Origin of the sequence: Paenibacillus sp., from assembly GCF_048976745.1 — a bacterium.
Classification (GTDB): Bacteria; Bacillota; Bacilli; order Paenibacillales; family Paenibacillaceae; genus Paenibacillus.
In genome coordinates this window covers 162,340-177,545 of record NZ_JBHGUU010000012.1, presented here as the reverse complement: position 1 = coordinate 177,545, position 15,206 = coordinate 162,340, and the positions used below count along the sequence as shown (strand labels likewise).

Here is a 15,206-nt window from a genome sequence, read left to right as displayed (position 1 = left end):
GTTTATTAATCTTAATACATATCCTAGCTACGGATGTCAATCGAAACGTTTCGAGGTGTTCTCAAAAAAAATCCTTGTCTCCAGCCTTATGGCACCACGGTTGAGTGTGTCCCAATCCAGTCCGTACCATTAGTTATGGTCATGACACGTCTTTCAATCTGATGCGATCTGACCCGTCTGTGCTTAACACAATGAAACTGGCAGTAAACACCAGATTGAAACGTTTCGACATTTTCATTATAGTCGGTGTTGATAGCGATTTCAACCACTTTATCCATTTTTCACAGAAAAATATGAATTGTCCAATCTGTCCATCCACGTCACTTCATTTATAGTATATACTGCATAATAGTCGAGATCCGAGAATTACGCCAGTATACAAAGGGCATGAGACGAATAATGCCCCTGCTGACTTATGTAAGGAGACAGGTATCTAATGAATATTTCCAAGCCCACGTATCATCAAAAATCGCTGTCTTGCCCCATTTCCTTGCAGAAGATTCAGTCCGTACCCGTTGCCGGGTTCAAGTTCTGCCATCTGGTGCAGCTTCACGACCGCGAGGCATTCTCCCGCATAGATGAATTGTGGAGCACACTTCATGTACTATACGTGGTTACTGCTGGGCAGGTCAGGATCATTAGTGCACAGGGAAAACTGACATTAAATGCAGGCTCCGCCGTTGTTCGGCAAGCCGGAAATCTGCTTCAGCACGAGAACAAGCGCGGCTCCCTGTCGCCAATACAGGGCATTGCTATTGCTTTTGATTCCACAAATGAACAGCTGTTCTGGCCTTTTGGGTTACCAGTACCCATTGTGGGCCGCAATCTCACGGACAGGGCAGTGGAGCTGGTTCAAGCCTGTACGAAAGGCCTTGATTCCAGCCCCTTCAGGCCACATATGCTTTTCTATGAATTACTGGACATGTTACAAGATCATGTGGCTCACTCTGCCCATGAAGATCACTCCTGGCTCGATTCCGTGCTCAGACATATCCATCAGATGTATACACAACCGCTGACCCGCGATCAATTGGCACGAGATGCAAATGTAAGTCCCGAGCATTTCTCACGGGAGTTCAAAAAACATACAGGCCTTACATTTGTTGAATATGTGACTCGTCTCAGAATCAGGATGGCTCAGGAACATCTGTTGTTCTCGAACCCTACGCTACAGGAAATTGCACAATTGACAGGCTACAGGGACACTTTCTATCTGAGCCGCAAATTCAAACAGATGGTTGGCTCGGCACCGACTCACTACCGGAAAATGCCCAAGAAGATTGTATCATTGACTTATAACTATACGGCCTCACTTCTGGCATTGGGCCACACTCCACACATGGGGGCCGTAGCCAGCTGGATGGAAGAAAAACGTGGTGAACAGGGTCAGATTAATCTTGAACCATTTGAGCAGCATTCCGAATATGAGCTGGTTAAACATCCGGAGCTGATTGCGAATGCTCAGCCTGATGTCATTATCGGGTATGCACCACACCCCGCTTCTGATGAATTACGTCTAATCGCACCAACCATCCTGATGCCCTTTGAGGAACTTGATTGGCAGGAACAGCTTCTTCATCTGGGCCGAATTACCGGGCTTGAGTCCAATGCACAGGCTTTATTAAATCGTTATCACCAACTTGAGCAAGAGGCCAATCATGTGTTGGATCAATGGATGGAAGGGACACGTGGGTCCGCCGTTTGCATGTTTATGATTGGAGAAGACGGCGCTTATATCTATGGTCATGGCTGGGGCAGAGCTTCTCATGTGCTGTATCAATCACTTGGTTTCACCCCACCCTCACGTATGGAGCAGGATGGGCAATTACTCACGGGGTACATTCATGTTCCGTTGTCCGAGATTCATTTATATGCAGCAGATCACATGTTTGTCGCTTTTTCAGAGGATGCTGGCGAACGAGAAATATTGGATGACCTGCTGAATCAGGAATCCTGGGGCACCCTACCCGCTGTTCGTGAAAGACGTGTATACGAGATTGATGCCGACATGTTCTACGGATTTGATCCCTTGTCCGTTATGGAGCAATTACAGCATATCATGCATCACCTGACATCATAATTGTCCATGTAATAGTGATCATAGTTGTCCATGTACAAAACTAACATCTTCCTCTATGTTATTAATGAGAATAATAATCATTATTGATTATACGTAGGGGGAACAGGAACATGTTTGCTGTCAAAAAACGCTTTTCCGGCTTGCTGCTGATGCTCGCCATCATTATGATTCTGGCTGCTTGCAGCAGCGGAACAGGCTCAAATGCCACTGAACAGGCATCGGCAACAGGAACAGAAACAACAACAGGCTCTACCGAAACCAACACAGACACATCGTCCGTTTCGGATAATTCAAATGCCACACGCATCTACAAGTCATTAAGCGGGGATGTTGAAATTCCGGCTGAACCAAAACGCATCGTTACGGATATGTACGTAAGTGATCTGCTTGCACTGGGTGTGAAACCCGTTGGGGCTGTTCAATATTATTTGGAAAACCCGTTCTATGCGGATCAAGTGGCGGGCATTGAGAGTATCGGTGATCGGGCGGCGGTATCCATGGAGAAGGTTGTTGCCTTGAACCCGGATCTGATCATTACCTACTCTGACCAGGCCAGCGAAATTGAGAGTTATCAAAAAATCGCACCTACCGTAGTCATCCCTTATGGTACATTCACCAATGTACATGATGAAATCCGGGGATTCGGAGAGCTGATGAACAAATCCGAAGCAGCCGAAGCTTGGCTAAAAACGTACGATGAGCGGATTGAAGCCGCTCGCGCCAAGGTGAAAACCGTCATTAAACCGGAGGAAACCTTCTCCATCCTTGAAGTTTCCGACAAGAGTTATTATGGATATGGAGACAATTTTGGTCGAGGAGGACAAGCGGTCTACCGCGCTTTGCAACTTGCCCCTCTCGAAATCACCAAAAAAGAACTGATGGGTGATACCCAATGGAAAGAGATCTCGCGTGAAGTTGTTGGTGATTATGCAGGGGATCATATCTTCTTGACCGTTGGGGAGAACAATAAAAATTACCAAGGTGACTCCATCTGGCAATCCCTGCCGGCTGTGAAAAATAATCAGGTGTACGAATTGCTGGAAGACCGTTACTGGTACTTTGATCCGATTGCAATTCAAGGTCAAGCTGAAGAATTCGCCGATATGATCGTAGAACGAGCAGAGCAAAACCGCAAATAACATAAGCATGAATACAGGTGTCCGGACAGGCTGATTTAGCCTGCTCGGGCATTTATGTCATATTGAGAATGAGGAGGGCTTACATATGCTTCGCCGTTTTATGTCTTATTATCGTCCTTACAAAAGGCTCTTTATATTGGACTTCTCCTGTGCCATCGCTGCCGCACTGCTGGAACTGGCCTTTCCACTCGCTGTGAACCGAGTGGTCGATCAACTGCTTCCGCCTGGTAATTGGTCCATGATCTTGGCGGCATGTCTCGGGTTGCTCGGCATCTACCTGCTCAGTTCCTTTTTCCATTATGCGGTCACCTATTGGGGCCACAAGCTCGGCATTAATATTGAATCCGATATGCGCAGAGAACTGTTCACACGTGTACAGAAGCAGTCTTTCCGCTTCTTCGACAACAATAAGACCGGGCATCTGGTCTCCCGCATGACCAACGATCTGATGGATATTGGTGAGATCGCGCATCACGGACCCGAGGACTTATTCATTGCCTTCATGACACTCGCCGGAGCTTTCGGCATTATGCTGGGGATCAACTGGCAGCTCGCTGTGTTGACGTTCATCATTGTGCCGCTGATGATCTACCTGTCGCTGTATTTCAGTCGCAAAATGTCCAAGGCATTCAAGCGCATGTTTGCAGATATCGCCGATTATAATGCACGGGTAGAGAACAATGTAAGCGGCATTCGTGTGGTACAGGCTTTTTCCAACGAAAAGCATGAAGTAAGACGTTTCGTTGAGAACAACGAACGTTTCCGGCTTACCAAACTAATCACCTACCGCATTATGGCCTGGAACTCTTCACTCAGTTTTATCCTGATGAAATTTGTATCGCTGTTTGTACTGGTATGTGGAACCTGGTTTGTCATTCAAGGAAGTATGACTTACGGGGAGTTCATCGCTTTTGTCATGTTATCCAATGTATTCCTCGGACCAATCGAGAAGATTAACTCCGTTATTGAGACGTATCCCAAAGGGATTGCCGGATTCAGACGTTATCTGGAGCTGCTTGAGGCCGTACCGGATGTAGAAGATACACCACAGGCAAAACCAATTTCGGATGTGCAAGGCGATATTGCCTTCCATAACGTTACCTTTTCTTATGGAGAACATAAACCTACGCTGTCTCAGGTCAACCTTAATATTCGGGCAGGACAAACGGTTGCTCTGGTTGGACCTTCGGGCGGGGGCAAAACGACGTTATGCAGTCTGATCCCACGTTTCTACGATGTGGATGCAGGACATATCTCCATCGATGGCATTCCCGTGAAGGACATGACCCTGGAATCACTGCGCTCCCATATCGGGATTGTGCAGCAGGATATTTTCCTGTTTGACGGAACGATTCGTGAAAATATTGCATACGGCAAGCTAAATGCTTCGGATGAAGAAATCTGGCAAGCCATTCGCCGGGCTCAACTGGAAGAGCTGGTACAATCCCAGCCAGATGGACTGGACACCATGATCGGTGAACGTGGCGTAAAACTGTCCGGTGGACAGAAGCAGCGTCTATCCATCGCAAGAATGATCCTGAAAAATCCGCCAATTCTTATTTTGGATGAAGCCACTTCGGCGCTTGATACCGAGACAGAAGCTGCCATTCAACTGGCGTTGTCCGAGCTGGCTCAGGGACGTACGACATTGGTGATTGCCCATCGACTGGCGACCATCAGACACGCCGATCGCATCGTAGTGGTGGAGAACGGCAGCGTAGCCGAACAAGGCAGTCATGAAGAACTGCTCGCGCGTAAAGGCTCATACAGCCGACTGCATCAAGCCCAGTTTGGTTAAGCTGGTACGCTTAAAGGTGAAACCAAGTGGATTGTAGGCTTAAACACATGGTCACAACAACAATAACAGCAGAACAACCTTCCCTCTGTCCTAGAGTGAAGGTTGTTCTTGTATTTAGGATAACAGCGATCGGAAGGTTGTTCTGTCATCGGAGTCGCAAGTGTAACTAACGTTTAGTTCGATTTATATCATTCCCTATCCAGTATGGCATTCGCCCGCTCACGAAAATCCTTCGCCGCCTGCTCAGGCATAATTTTGCCAAACAGCAGCAGATCATACAACTCACGTAACACGGCAGTCACTTCGGCTGCACCCACAGGATCAGGCGGGTCCATCTGGCTGCTGTTATCGGCAACCCAATCAATATAATCAAACACCTGCGCCAGCTCCGGTTCGACCACCAGCTTCATTCGCTCTTTGACACTGGATGAGACGGGCACACCCCGCTCCCCTTTGAGCAGCAGATTGGCATCCAGATCATTCACGAAAAAGCTTATGAACTTGGCAGCCTCCTCCTTATGTCTGGAATTGCCCGCCATGGAGAAAAACATGCCTGGCTTCAAAAACAACCCATCCTGGCTGTTTGGCCCAGGCATCGGGGAGATGGTTAATGGTTTGCCATAACGCTGAGCGGTGCTGATAAATTGGTTGGAATACCCCCAGCTAAACAAAGCCTCTCCCAGATAAAACGGGTCGTTGTCGGGTTTGCCAATGTCTGAGGTCCAGATATCCGGTGCAAAAATAAGCTTCTTCTCCGCGAGTTGCTGCATCCTGCCAAAGTAATCAATAAATAACCTATCATCCTCATAGCCCAATCCCCTGCCATCCTCGGCGTACAGATTGGAACCATACTGTCTCAAGTAATATGCAAAAAACTGTTCGGGGGTAAAATAGGTCCCTAGATAGATGCCTTTCCCCAGCAATTGCTCGCCAATCCGGTCAAAATCCGCCCAAGTCCACGTATCCGTTGGCAATTCAACACCATTGGCCTTCAACACTTCCGGATCATAGATGCTGAGCATGGCGTTAACCCCCAAACTGAGACCATAGGTTTTTCCATTCAGACTTCCACTCTCCAGCTGTTCCATCTCAATATCTGACGTGTCGATCAGCCCGCTCTGCATGTACGGCGTCATATCCTCCAACAGTTGCAGCGAACTGTACTGGGACAGATAGGAGATATCCATCTGGATAATGTCGGGCAACGCATTGCCTGCTGCATGTGGGGCAAGTTTTCTCCAGTATTCATTGAAACTGCTATATTCGTATTCAATGTTCACATGTGGATTCAACTTCTCATACAGGTCGATAACGGCTATCGTTGCATTGTTGCGGAACTCCCCACCCCACCAAGCGATGCGCAGCGTAATCGGCTCTTCTTCCACAATCATGCCTGGCCTTTGATCCAACTGGTTCACGCAGCCAGGAAGAGTCAGCATAAGGCAGAGTATGCCTATTATTCGCATCCATCTTCCCATAGCTTCTCCTCCTTACCTGGTGATGGGGGTGGCAGCAGCACCGTTACTCTCGTTCCACGCCCCGGCTTGCTCTCCAGCAGAACATCATATTCTTCGCCAAAAGCCAGACGTACCCGCTCCCTGATATTCAGCAGACCAATCCCTGTTCCTCTGGTCTTCACTTCTCCGCGCAGCACTTGTTCCACATATTCGGGTTCCATGCCTGAACCCTGATCTTCCACGATCAGGGCCAGCTTGCCCCCTGATATCTCGGCATACACTCGAATCAGACATGATCCAACCTGTGGTTCCAATCCATATTGAATGGCATTTTCCAGTAGGGGCTGCAGAGTTAACTTGGGAATGGCACACCCCAGATAAGGAGCAGGCACATCCATACGGAAATCCAGCCGCTGTCGGAAACGGTAGGTTTGAATGGTGATATAGTGGTTGACGATCTCCAGCTCTTCGGCAATGGTAATGATATTTTGCTTGAAGCTGATGGAGGAACGCAGCAAATATCCAAGTGATAGCACCATACTGGAGATTTGCTCCTGCCTATTCTTTTTGGCGAGCCAATGAATCGAATCCAGCGCATTATACAGGAAGTGGGGATTAATCTGTGCCTGCAGTGCCTTGAACTCCGTTTCTTTAATGACCAGCTGGCTTGCATAATTTTCTTTGATCAATGTATTAATATGTGTAATCATCAGTCGATACGTACGCTGGAGCAACCCCAGTTCATCCATGTGCTTTTGTGTGGGAACGGCCAGGTTGGCATCTATGTTGTCCAGGTCCCCATACTGTACCTCCTTCATCTGACTGATGAGCTGCCTGATCGGCCTTGTCAGACTGCGTGCGAACACCATACCAAGCGCAAGCACAACCAGAATGGCGATAAGATAAACGACAATCAAACTATTTTTCAACCATATAATCCGTTCAAAAATTTCATCATAAGAGGCCATATTATAATAAACCCAGCCGGTATAGGCGGATTTCTTCTGGGAAAGGAATATCTCCCTCCCATCCAGATTTTTGATCTCATATCCCCCACTGCCTGGGAGTGGATTCAGTCCCGCGGACACCGCTTCTGGAAGCTGGCGATAAGGATAGACAACATCACTACCTGCTTTTAAAATAATGTCACTGTCCTGGCTATCCATGCCCGCATACTCCTCAACGAGTCGCTCGATATTAATACGCAGAAACAGTATGCCTACCGGTTCCAGGGTCATCGGTTCGTAGGCCCGCACCTGACGTACCATAACCAGCATCGGGTCATCGTCATCGGGATATAGCCAGCGTACTGCACCATTGGCCTGCTTCGCAGCCTCAATCATCCGATCATATTTTTCCGGGGATACGGTGAGCGTCTCGCCGTATTTATTCACCCTTCCCCTGGAATCAATCAGATGAACGGACTGCACATATCGTGCAGCCCCACTAATATGCTCCCATAGCCGATCCGTGATCTTCTTCCGTTCAATAAAGCTTGAATATGCGCTGTCGTCATCCAGCAACGACTTCAAGGCCCTTTGAATCTGAGTATCAGAGATCATATTTAATGATAACGCTTCCAACTTCTGAAGTTCAACATCCACAGTAGACGAGGAAAGGTTCAGAAGTCGGGATGACTTATCAAACAGCTGTTTGTCATAAACGGAGTAAGTGTAGTACAAGGAACCAAACGCCAGGATGATGATAAATGCCATCATGAACATAATCATCAGAAATATTTTCATTTTGATGCTGAGTTTGCGGTAGGCTGTCATGACCAAAGCGCTCCTTTGAACCACGTGATACTACTAGGTATATCACATGCAGGAAGGTTTTCCCAAAGTTTTAGCGCTCGATTTCTCACGAGTTATTTGGACTGATATCGGTCATAGGCCGCCTGATGAACCTCAATTGCCCGGTCAATGCCCATGCTCTTGATGGTTTCGACCATCGTGTCAAATTCGGTGATTGGTTTCTGTCCGCTAATGATGGCAGTCATCGTTTCATTCAAATACGTATTCACTTGGCTCATAATGGATGTACTTGTGCTCACCTCATCTGTTGACAAACGAATTGGGGGAAGTGTTAAAGACGAGCTTGCTTTCATCCATTCCGCATTCGCTGCACGCTGTCCGTCATCGAACAGTAATGCATCCAGGTAACGGCTATCCTGATTGATTGGACCATCCATAATGGATAAGGCATACGAAGCCAGTGCCTGGTCATATGTCAGCCCGTTCGGATTATTAATGATGGTATCTGTGAATTTGACACCTTCCCCGTCACGAACATAGCTGTCATTTTCAATACCAAAGTTGAACAGATCACTGCCCTCTTCGCTATAGTTGTAGTCCATCCACTGCACAATATATTTCAGTTTGTCTTCGTCCGCGGAAGCAGTTATGGCCTCACCATAACTTAATACCTTATTCTCCAGATTGAAGGTGGCGTAAGAAGTTCCATCTGGAGATACGGGCCACGGAACACCGGTTACGTTAAAATTAGGATCGGTATCTCTCATCAGATTGAAGTATTTCCCCATACCACTGAACACCCCGCCCTGATATGCGCCTGCCAGATTGCTGGTGACCTTATAGTCGAACGCTTTGCCGTCATTGGTCATGATCTCGGGATCAATCAGCCCTTCCTTGTACCACTTGGCCATAGTCTCCAGGAAATCACGGTAACCCGGCTGAATCGGTCCGAACTCCACCTTGTCTCCATTCATCTGAAAACCACCAATGACACCAAAGGCCGCAGCAAAATCATGGAGCTTGGTCAGGTTGCCTGGTCCCCAGTTACCGGTGAATGGCAGCTCATCTGGCTTGCCATTGCCGTTAGGGTCCTGTTCCTTGAATGCCTTGAGTACCGTATACCACTCATCGATGTTGGTGGGTACCTCAAGGTTTAATTGATCCAGCCAATCCTGGCGCATAATTAATCCGGAAGTGGCATTCAGCTTCAATGCATCCAGCTTGAGCAGCGGGAACATGTAGATTGTTCCATCATCGAGCGCAATCTGCTTTTTCACATCCGGATCGGATTCAATAATCCGTTTCAGGTTCGGTGCATAACTGTCGATCAATTCATTCAACCGGATGATCCGTCCGTCCTTGATCATTTTTTCCGGACCGCCAACGGCATCTGCCCAGTTATAATATATGACGTCCGGAAGTTCCTTCGTGGAGATCAACAGATTGAATTGGTCACGCTGTTGTCCAAGCGGAGGATGTGTGAATTTCACTTGGATACCCGTCAACTTCTCCTTTTCCTTATAAGCGGCCATATCGCCAAAATTGTTCAAGGAAGCCGTCAGTTTGGCGTCATTGGCGCGCCAGTAATCAATGGTAAAGGGCTCACTTGTAATCGGCAGCGGTATCTCGGTCAACGCCTGAACCGCAGGTTCTGTTCCCTCCACTTGCTCTGCATTCCCTGGTTCATTATCACCCGTACAGCCCGCCAGTAAAGACATGGTAAGTAACGATGACAACAGGATGGACCCCATTCTTTTTTTCACACAATTCGCCTCCATAGGATACATTTTTTATTGTTTCACAGCACCGATTAGAGCGCCCTGAACAAAATAACGTTGGATGAACGGATATACCAGCATAATCGGCAGCGTGGAGATAATAATGGTCGCATATTTGATGTTCTCCCCAATGGCAAAGCCGGTATCAGCGCCAGCGCCCATGGCCTCCGTACTGCTGCTGATCAGAATATCACGCATAATAATCTGGATCGGATATAACTCCTGACTGCGCAGATAGAGCATCGGCCCGACATAATCATTCCAATGGTCAACTGCATAATACAGCATCATGACCGCCAGGATTGGCTTTGACAAAGGCAGTACAATTCGGAACAAAATCAGAAAGTCATTGGCACCATCAAGCTTCGCCGATTCGATCAGACTGATCGGAATGCCCTCAAAGTTTGTTTTCATAATGAGGAAATAAAACGTACTGATGGCACCCGGAATAATAAGCGCGAAACGGGTATCCACCATGCCCAGATTCTGAATCAGCAGAAAAGTCGGGATCATGCCCCCGCCAAAAAACATCGTGAACGTAATTAATTTCATCAACGTTTTTCTGCCCATCAGATCACTGCGTGATAACCCATAGGCTGCCAGCGAAGTCATGAGCAGATTGATGGCTGTACCCACCACAACATAGAACAAGGTGTTCATATATCCCGTATAGATGCGAGTATCCTGAAATACCGACTTGTACGCTCCCAGCTGGAAACCTTCAGGAATGAGCATCAATGACCGGGAACGTAACATCTGATCCGGATCGCTGATGGAAGAATTGAACACGTACAGCATCGGGTAAAAGCATAAAATCATGATCACCAGGAGCAGCAGTGTATTGAATACATCAAAAAGTCGTTCCCCTATAGACTGTTTCATCGCTTCACCTTCCAATTACCAGAGACTGGTTGAGTTAAGCTTTCTGCTGATCGCATTCGCAATAATGAGCAGCGCGAAATTAATGACACCGTTAAATAGTCCGATGGCGGTTGAATACGTATAGTTCCCTTCCAAAATACCGGATCGATAAACAAAGGTGGAGATGACATCGGATGTCTCATAGGTCGGAGCCGTTTGCATCAGCAATATTTTCTGAAAATCAGCGTTCATGACCGCCCCCATGCGCAGAATTAACATGATCACAATTGTTGGCATGATGCCCGGAAGTGTAATATGTAACAGCTGTCTCCAGCGGCCTGCACCGTCAATTTTGGAAGCCTCATACAACTGTGGATCAATGCCACTGAGTGCCGCCAAAAAGATAATTGAGGCCCACCCTGCCCCCTGCCATATGTTGGACAGAATGTACATCGGACGGAACATATCCTTCTCCGCCAGGAACATGATTGGCTGCAGATCAAAAAAGTCACGAATGACATTAAATAATCCGCCATCCAGAGATGAGAACGTTTTCAACATTCCGACCACGACCACAACCGAGATGAAATGTGGCATATAACTGATCGTCTGTACCGTGCTTCTGAACCACTTTTTCCGTACTTCGTTCAGTAACAGGGCCAGGATGATCGGAGCCGGAAAACCAAACACAATGCTGTAAAAACTCAAAATCAGCGTGTTTTTAATCAGTCGCCAGAAATAATAACTTTCGAAAAACATGGTGAAATTGTCAAAACCAACCCATTCGCCTGCCAAGATTCCTTTGACCGGGCTGTAGGATTCCTGAAATGCCATCAGCAGTCCGTACATTGGCCCATAGCTGAAAATCAGATAGTAGGCTACAACAGGAACGAGCATCAGATATACGTATCTGTTGCGGACAAGCTCCTTTTTCACCAAACTCCATTTGCCAGCTGGCTTCAAACGCCCAGGTCCGATCCCCCGGCTTCGATTCAGCTCCATCCACTCAACCTCCACTCTCGATGTTCATTCATTAACATGACACTTCTAATGATAGAATCGAGCGCCTTTTCTTCCCATGCTCATTTCCGTTGAATGGATGTTCAAAACCGAGTTCCGTCCGACAAAAAAAGACCCTGCAGCCGATGAATGGCACACAGGGCGAGATCGCAGATCGGATATAGAGGTTGCTATCTATATAAATCGAGCTAAAGAATATTTACACTTGCCACTCCGATTCGTATACATGTTTAGTTCAATGCTGTAGAAGCGACAGCAGCGCTGTCCTAAGGTACTTTTTTATACTCGGAAGGGGAGAAGCCCGTGTATTTCTTGAACATTTTGCTAAAATAAGGCCAGTTCGCACCAAACCCCGTCTGTTCCGCAAGCCAGGATACCGTGCAGTTCCCGTCCTGCTCCAGAAGCTTCAACGCTTTGCGAATGCGGTAACTTAACACATAGTTTGTAAATTTCTCACCGGTTTCTTTTTTGAACATTTTGCCAATGTAATCTGGGTTCATGTATATTTCTCCGGCGATGGACTGAAGTGTCAGTGTTTCGTCCCTGTAACGATTCTCCACGATCTGCTTCACACTTCCCACCATCTGCGATTGTCTGGAGCGATGTTGTTCGTAGCGGCGCAGCGTGATTTCCTTGGCGACGGCAAGCAGAAACTGTTGAAATGAATGCAAGGTACTGGATTCAATCATGCCTGGCAACTGGTCCATATACCTTTTCATCTCGGCAGAGCCACTGAGCCGAATCATTTCCATAAATATTTGAATAAGATAAGACTTCGTTTGGGATATATCGTATCGCAAGTCGGCGAGCAGCTGAAACATCCGGTTCAACTCTGTTCCGACTTCCTGCCAGTGTCCAGCCTTGATTGCAGTAGCCATCCGCTCTGGATCATATTCGAATTCGGGAAGACTGCGCTCCCCGGGAGAGTAGACATCCCGCTCCATAATAAGACTGCCCTCACCAAGGTAAAAACGGTAATTGAGATAAACCAGCGTCTGCATGTATAATTGCCTTGCTTGCGGAAGATCCCCTGGTTCGCTCAGCGCAATCGTAAGATCATCATGATAATATCGGGTAAATGTGGCACGAATCTCATCGATATTATGGAACAACTGTGTTTCAGACAACTTGTCCTCCATCATCAGTAACACATGACCTCCAACCGTGGTACTTAAGATCGGATTGTGAAAAATATCCTCGGCAATGTTCTTGACCGCGAACAAGTGCAAATACTCATGATCCCCCTCAATCTCTACCAGCAGCAACCGCACACGCTGATCCTGGAACTGCACATCGAACAATTCCTCAAAATATTTCCATTCCTTGACCCCATACGTTCTATTGGTGACCAGCTCTTTCAGAAAATATTCCTTGGCATGTGGCAGTACTCGCTCCAGATTATATTGAATCGACTGTACAAAGCGCTCCTGATCGGTCAACTCCCGCTTTTCACTGACCAATTCACTAATAGCCTGTACAAGATGCTCCTCGCTGCAGGGCTTGAGCAAATAGTGCTTCACCCCATATTGCATGGCGGTCTTTGCATATTCAAACTCTGTAAAACCCGTGAGCATAATAAACGAAATATGCTGATACTTCTCCGCTACAGCTTCAACCAGCTGTAACCCATCCATTCCCGGCATGCGAATGTCCGAGATGATGATATCCGGGCGTTGCATCTCGATCTTAGCAAGCGCTTCCAATCCATCTTGAGCAATACCGATCAGTTCTGTTCCTAAGCGGGACCAATTCACAACACTGGAGATCCCGTCCGAGATCATAAATTCATCATCGACCAACAAAACCTTGTACATCGTATGCATTCCCCCTGCCTTTAACCAGATCCATTCTATTATATGAGCATTATGCACAAATAGAGGGGAGAACGTTGAATGACATGGAATTGAAGCATAAAAACAAAACAACCCTCACCCCACTAAAGGGTGAAGGTTATCTTCTCTTCATTTTACACTATCATCGGGGTACGAGTACGGGAAGATAATAATTACGTTACAACATTACGTATCCATCCCATACTCCTTCACTTCACGATTACGGTTCAACACCGCATGCAGCACAAAACCCAGTACGGCAATTGCGGCTGTGCCCGTTGCCAGCCACGCTACAGGAATAAGCCCTTGCTTGTCATACATGACTCCCATGGCATAGGGCCCGATAACCCGACCAACCGCGCCAATTCCACCCGATATCCCAATGTAAAAAGGTGCTGCCCTGCCGGCATGCTCCGAGATGAATGCAGGTGTTGCAGGGGAGATCAACATCTCTCCAAACGTGGCCAGTACCATGGCAAGAACCATGCCTGGATAGCTGTACATGGTAATCATGACAATATAGGCCATGCCATAGAATACCGCACTCGCGGTCATCTGGGCCGTGGAGGTACGGGCCATGGTCCGTTTCACCCAACTGGTGAAAGGTTGGCCTACAAAGATCAGCACCCCGTTCAGGGTCCAGAGCAGACCGTACATTCTTTTTTCCATACCCTCAGAGATGATATATGGGGACACACCTGTGTTCCAGATGGAATTGCCGAATAACAGGAACAGCACGCCCAAGCTCATGAACAGATATAACCGGGTATTGCCCAGCAGTGCCCAGACGCCCGGCCCATCGGGAACGGTTTTGCGTTTCGTCAGATGCACTTCCCCCTGATCCGGTTCAACCCGCGACAAGTAATACCAGAAGAATATCGCAAATCCGGCTGAGGTCACTCCGTTTAGTACAAAGCTGAGGTGATAGGAAAAGTCAGCCAGAAAACCACTCAGCGCCGTACCAATCGCCACCCCGATATTGTTCGCTACATAGATGATATTGAATAATTCCCCACGTCGCTCCGCAAACCGGAAGCCAATAAAGGCCTGAATCGCTGGCAGGGACAATGAACTGAACAGACCAATCCAGCCCATGGCACATATAAATACGACCCAATACGCGCTAATCCAGGGCAACGCAAACAAACCTAACGCATTAAGCGCCAGTGAGCCAATGATCAGCTTCTTCACGCCCACCCGGTGATATAACGAACCTCCAAGCAATTGTCCGAAGATGCCACCCAGGGATTGAATAAGGATTACAAAACCCGCGTTAGCCATCGTTCGTCCTAGCTCATCAAACACATACATGGTGGTCAGCGGCCACATCAAGGCACTACCGGTTGCGTTAACCAGACTTGCCAGCAAAAAAACTTTCACTTCTTTTGGATAGTTATCCAGCCATCTCATCATCTCTAGTTCATTCTCCTTAATACGCTACAAAACGTGTTCCCATACCAAAAAAACCTTTGCCCATAACCAGCCAG

The 15,206-nt window shown here is 47.4% G+C and carries 10 protein-coding genes; 3 read left to right on the top strand and 7 right to left on the bottom strand.

The features are described 5' to 3' along the window. The first annotated feature begins 436 nt into the window (after positions 1-436). The 3 genes from ACE3K2_RS19955 to ACE3K2_RS19945 all read left to right on the top strand — a co-directional run bounded on the left by ACE3K2_RS19955 (position 437) and on the right by ACE3K2_RS19945 (position 5,017). The gene (locus tag ACE3K2_RS19955; protein WP_421894082.1) at positions 437-2,080 is read left to right on the top strand and encodes an ABC transporter substrate-binding protein; all 1,644 of its coding nucleotides are present in this window, start codon (positions 437-439) and stop codon (positions 2,078-2,080) included. A gap of 110 nt (positions 2,081-2,190) precedes the next feature. Next, positions 2,191-3,219 (top strand): ABC transporter substrate-binding protein, encoded by a 1,029-nt coding sequence (locus ACE3K2_RS19950; protein ID WP_421894079.1) that lies wholly within the window; start codon positions 2,191-2,193, stop codon positions 3,217-3,219. A gap of 85 nt (positions 3,220-3,304) precedes the next feature. Beyond that, positions 3,305-5,017, top strand: coding sequence for an ABC transporter ATP-binding protein (locus tag ACE3K2_RS19945; protein WP_421894076.1), 1,713 nt, complete (start codon positions 3,305-3,307; stop codon positions 5,015-5,017). Positions 5,018-5,205: 188 nt separating this feature from the next. Here the strand turns inward: ACE3K2_RS19945 and ACE3K2_RS19940 are convergent, their stop codons facing one another. The 7 genes from ACE3K2_RS19940 to ACE3K2_RS19910 all read right to left on the bottom strand — a co-directional run bounded on the left by ACE3K2_RS19940 (position 5,206) and on the right by ACE3K2_RS19910 (position 15,129). After that, positions 5,206-6,495 carry an ABC transporter substrate-binding protein gene (locus tag ACE3K2_RS19940; protein ID WP_421894073.1) on the bottom strand — a complete coding sequence of 430 codons (1,290 nt, stop codon included), beginning with the start codon at positions 6,493-6,495 and terminating at the stop codon, positions 5,206-5,208. After that, on the bottom strand, positions 6,474-8,249 hold the full coding sequence (locus tag ACE3K2_RS19935) for a sensor histidine kinase (protein ID WP_421894070.1): 1,776 nt from the start codon (positions 8,247-8,249) through the stop codon (positions 6,474-6,476). The genes ACE3K2_RS19940 and ACE3K2_RS19935 overlap by 22 nt, the downstream gene beginning before the upstream one ends. Before the next feature lie 92 nt (positions 8,250-8,341). Then, positions 8,342-9,991, bottom strand: a complete 1,650-nt coding sequence (locus ACE3K2_RS19930; RefSeq protein WP_421894067.1) for an ABC transporter substrate-binding protein — start codon at positions 9,989-9,991, stop codon at positions 8,342-8,344. Positions 9,992-10,018: 27 nt separating this feature from the next. Then, positions 10,019-10,888, bottom strand: coding sequence for a carbohydrate ABC transporter permease (locus ACE3K2_RS19925; RefSeq protein WP_113052959.1), 870 nt, complete (start codon positions 10,886-10,888; stop codon positions 10,019-10,021). Positions 10,889-10,903: 15 nt separating this feature from the next. Continuing rightward, complete coding sequence (locus ACE3K2_RS19920; RefSeq protein ID WP_421894063.1) at positions 10,904-11,869, bottom strand: ABC transporter permease; 966 nt, start codon at positions 11,867-11,869, stop codon at positions 10,904-10,906. Between the two features lie 284 nt (positions 11,870-12,153). Further along, positions 12,154-13,701, bottom strand: a complete 1,548-nt coding sequence (locus ACE3K2_RS19915) for a response regulator transcription factor (protein ID WP_421894060.1) — start codon at positions 13,699-13,701, stop codon at positions 12,154-12,156. Between the two features lie 204 nt (positions 13,702-13,905). Next, positions 13,906-15,129: an MFS transporter gene (locus ACE3K2_RS19910; RefSeq protein WP_421894318.1), complete on the bottom strand. Its 1,224-nt coding sequence runs from the start codon at positions 15,127-15,129 to the stop codon at positions 13,906-13,908. Between the last annotated feature and the right edge of the window lie 77 nt (positions 15,130-15,206).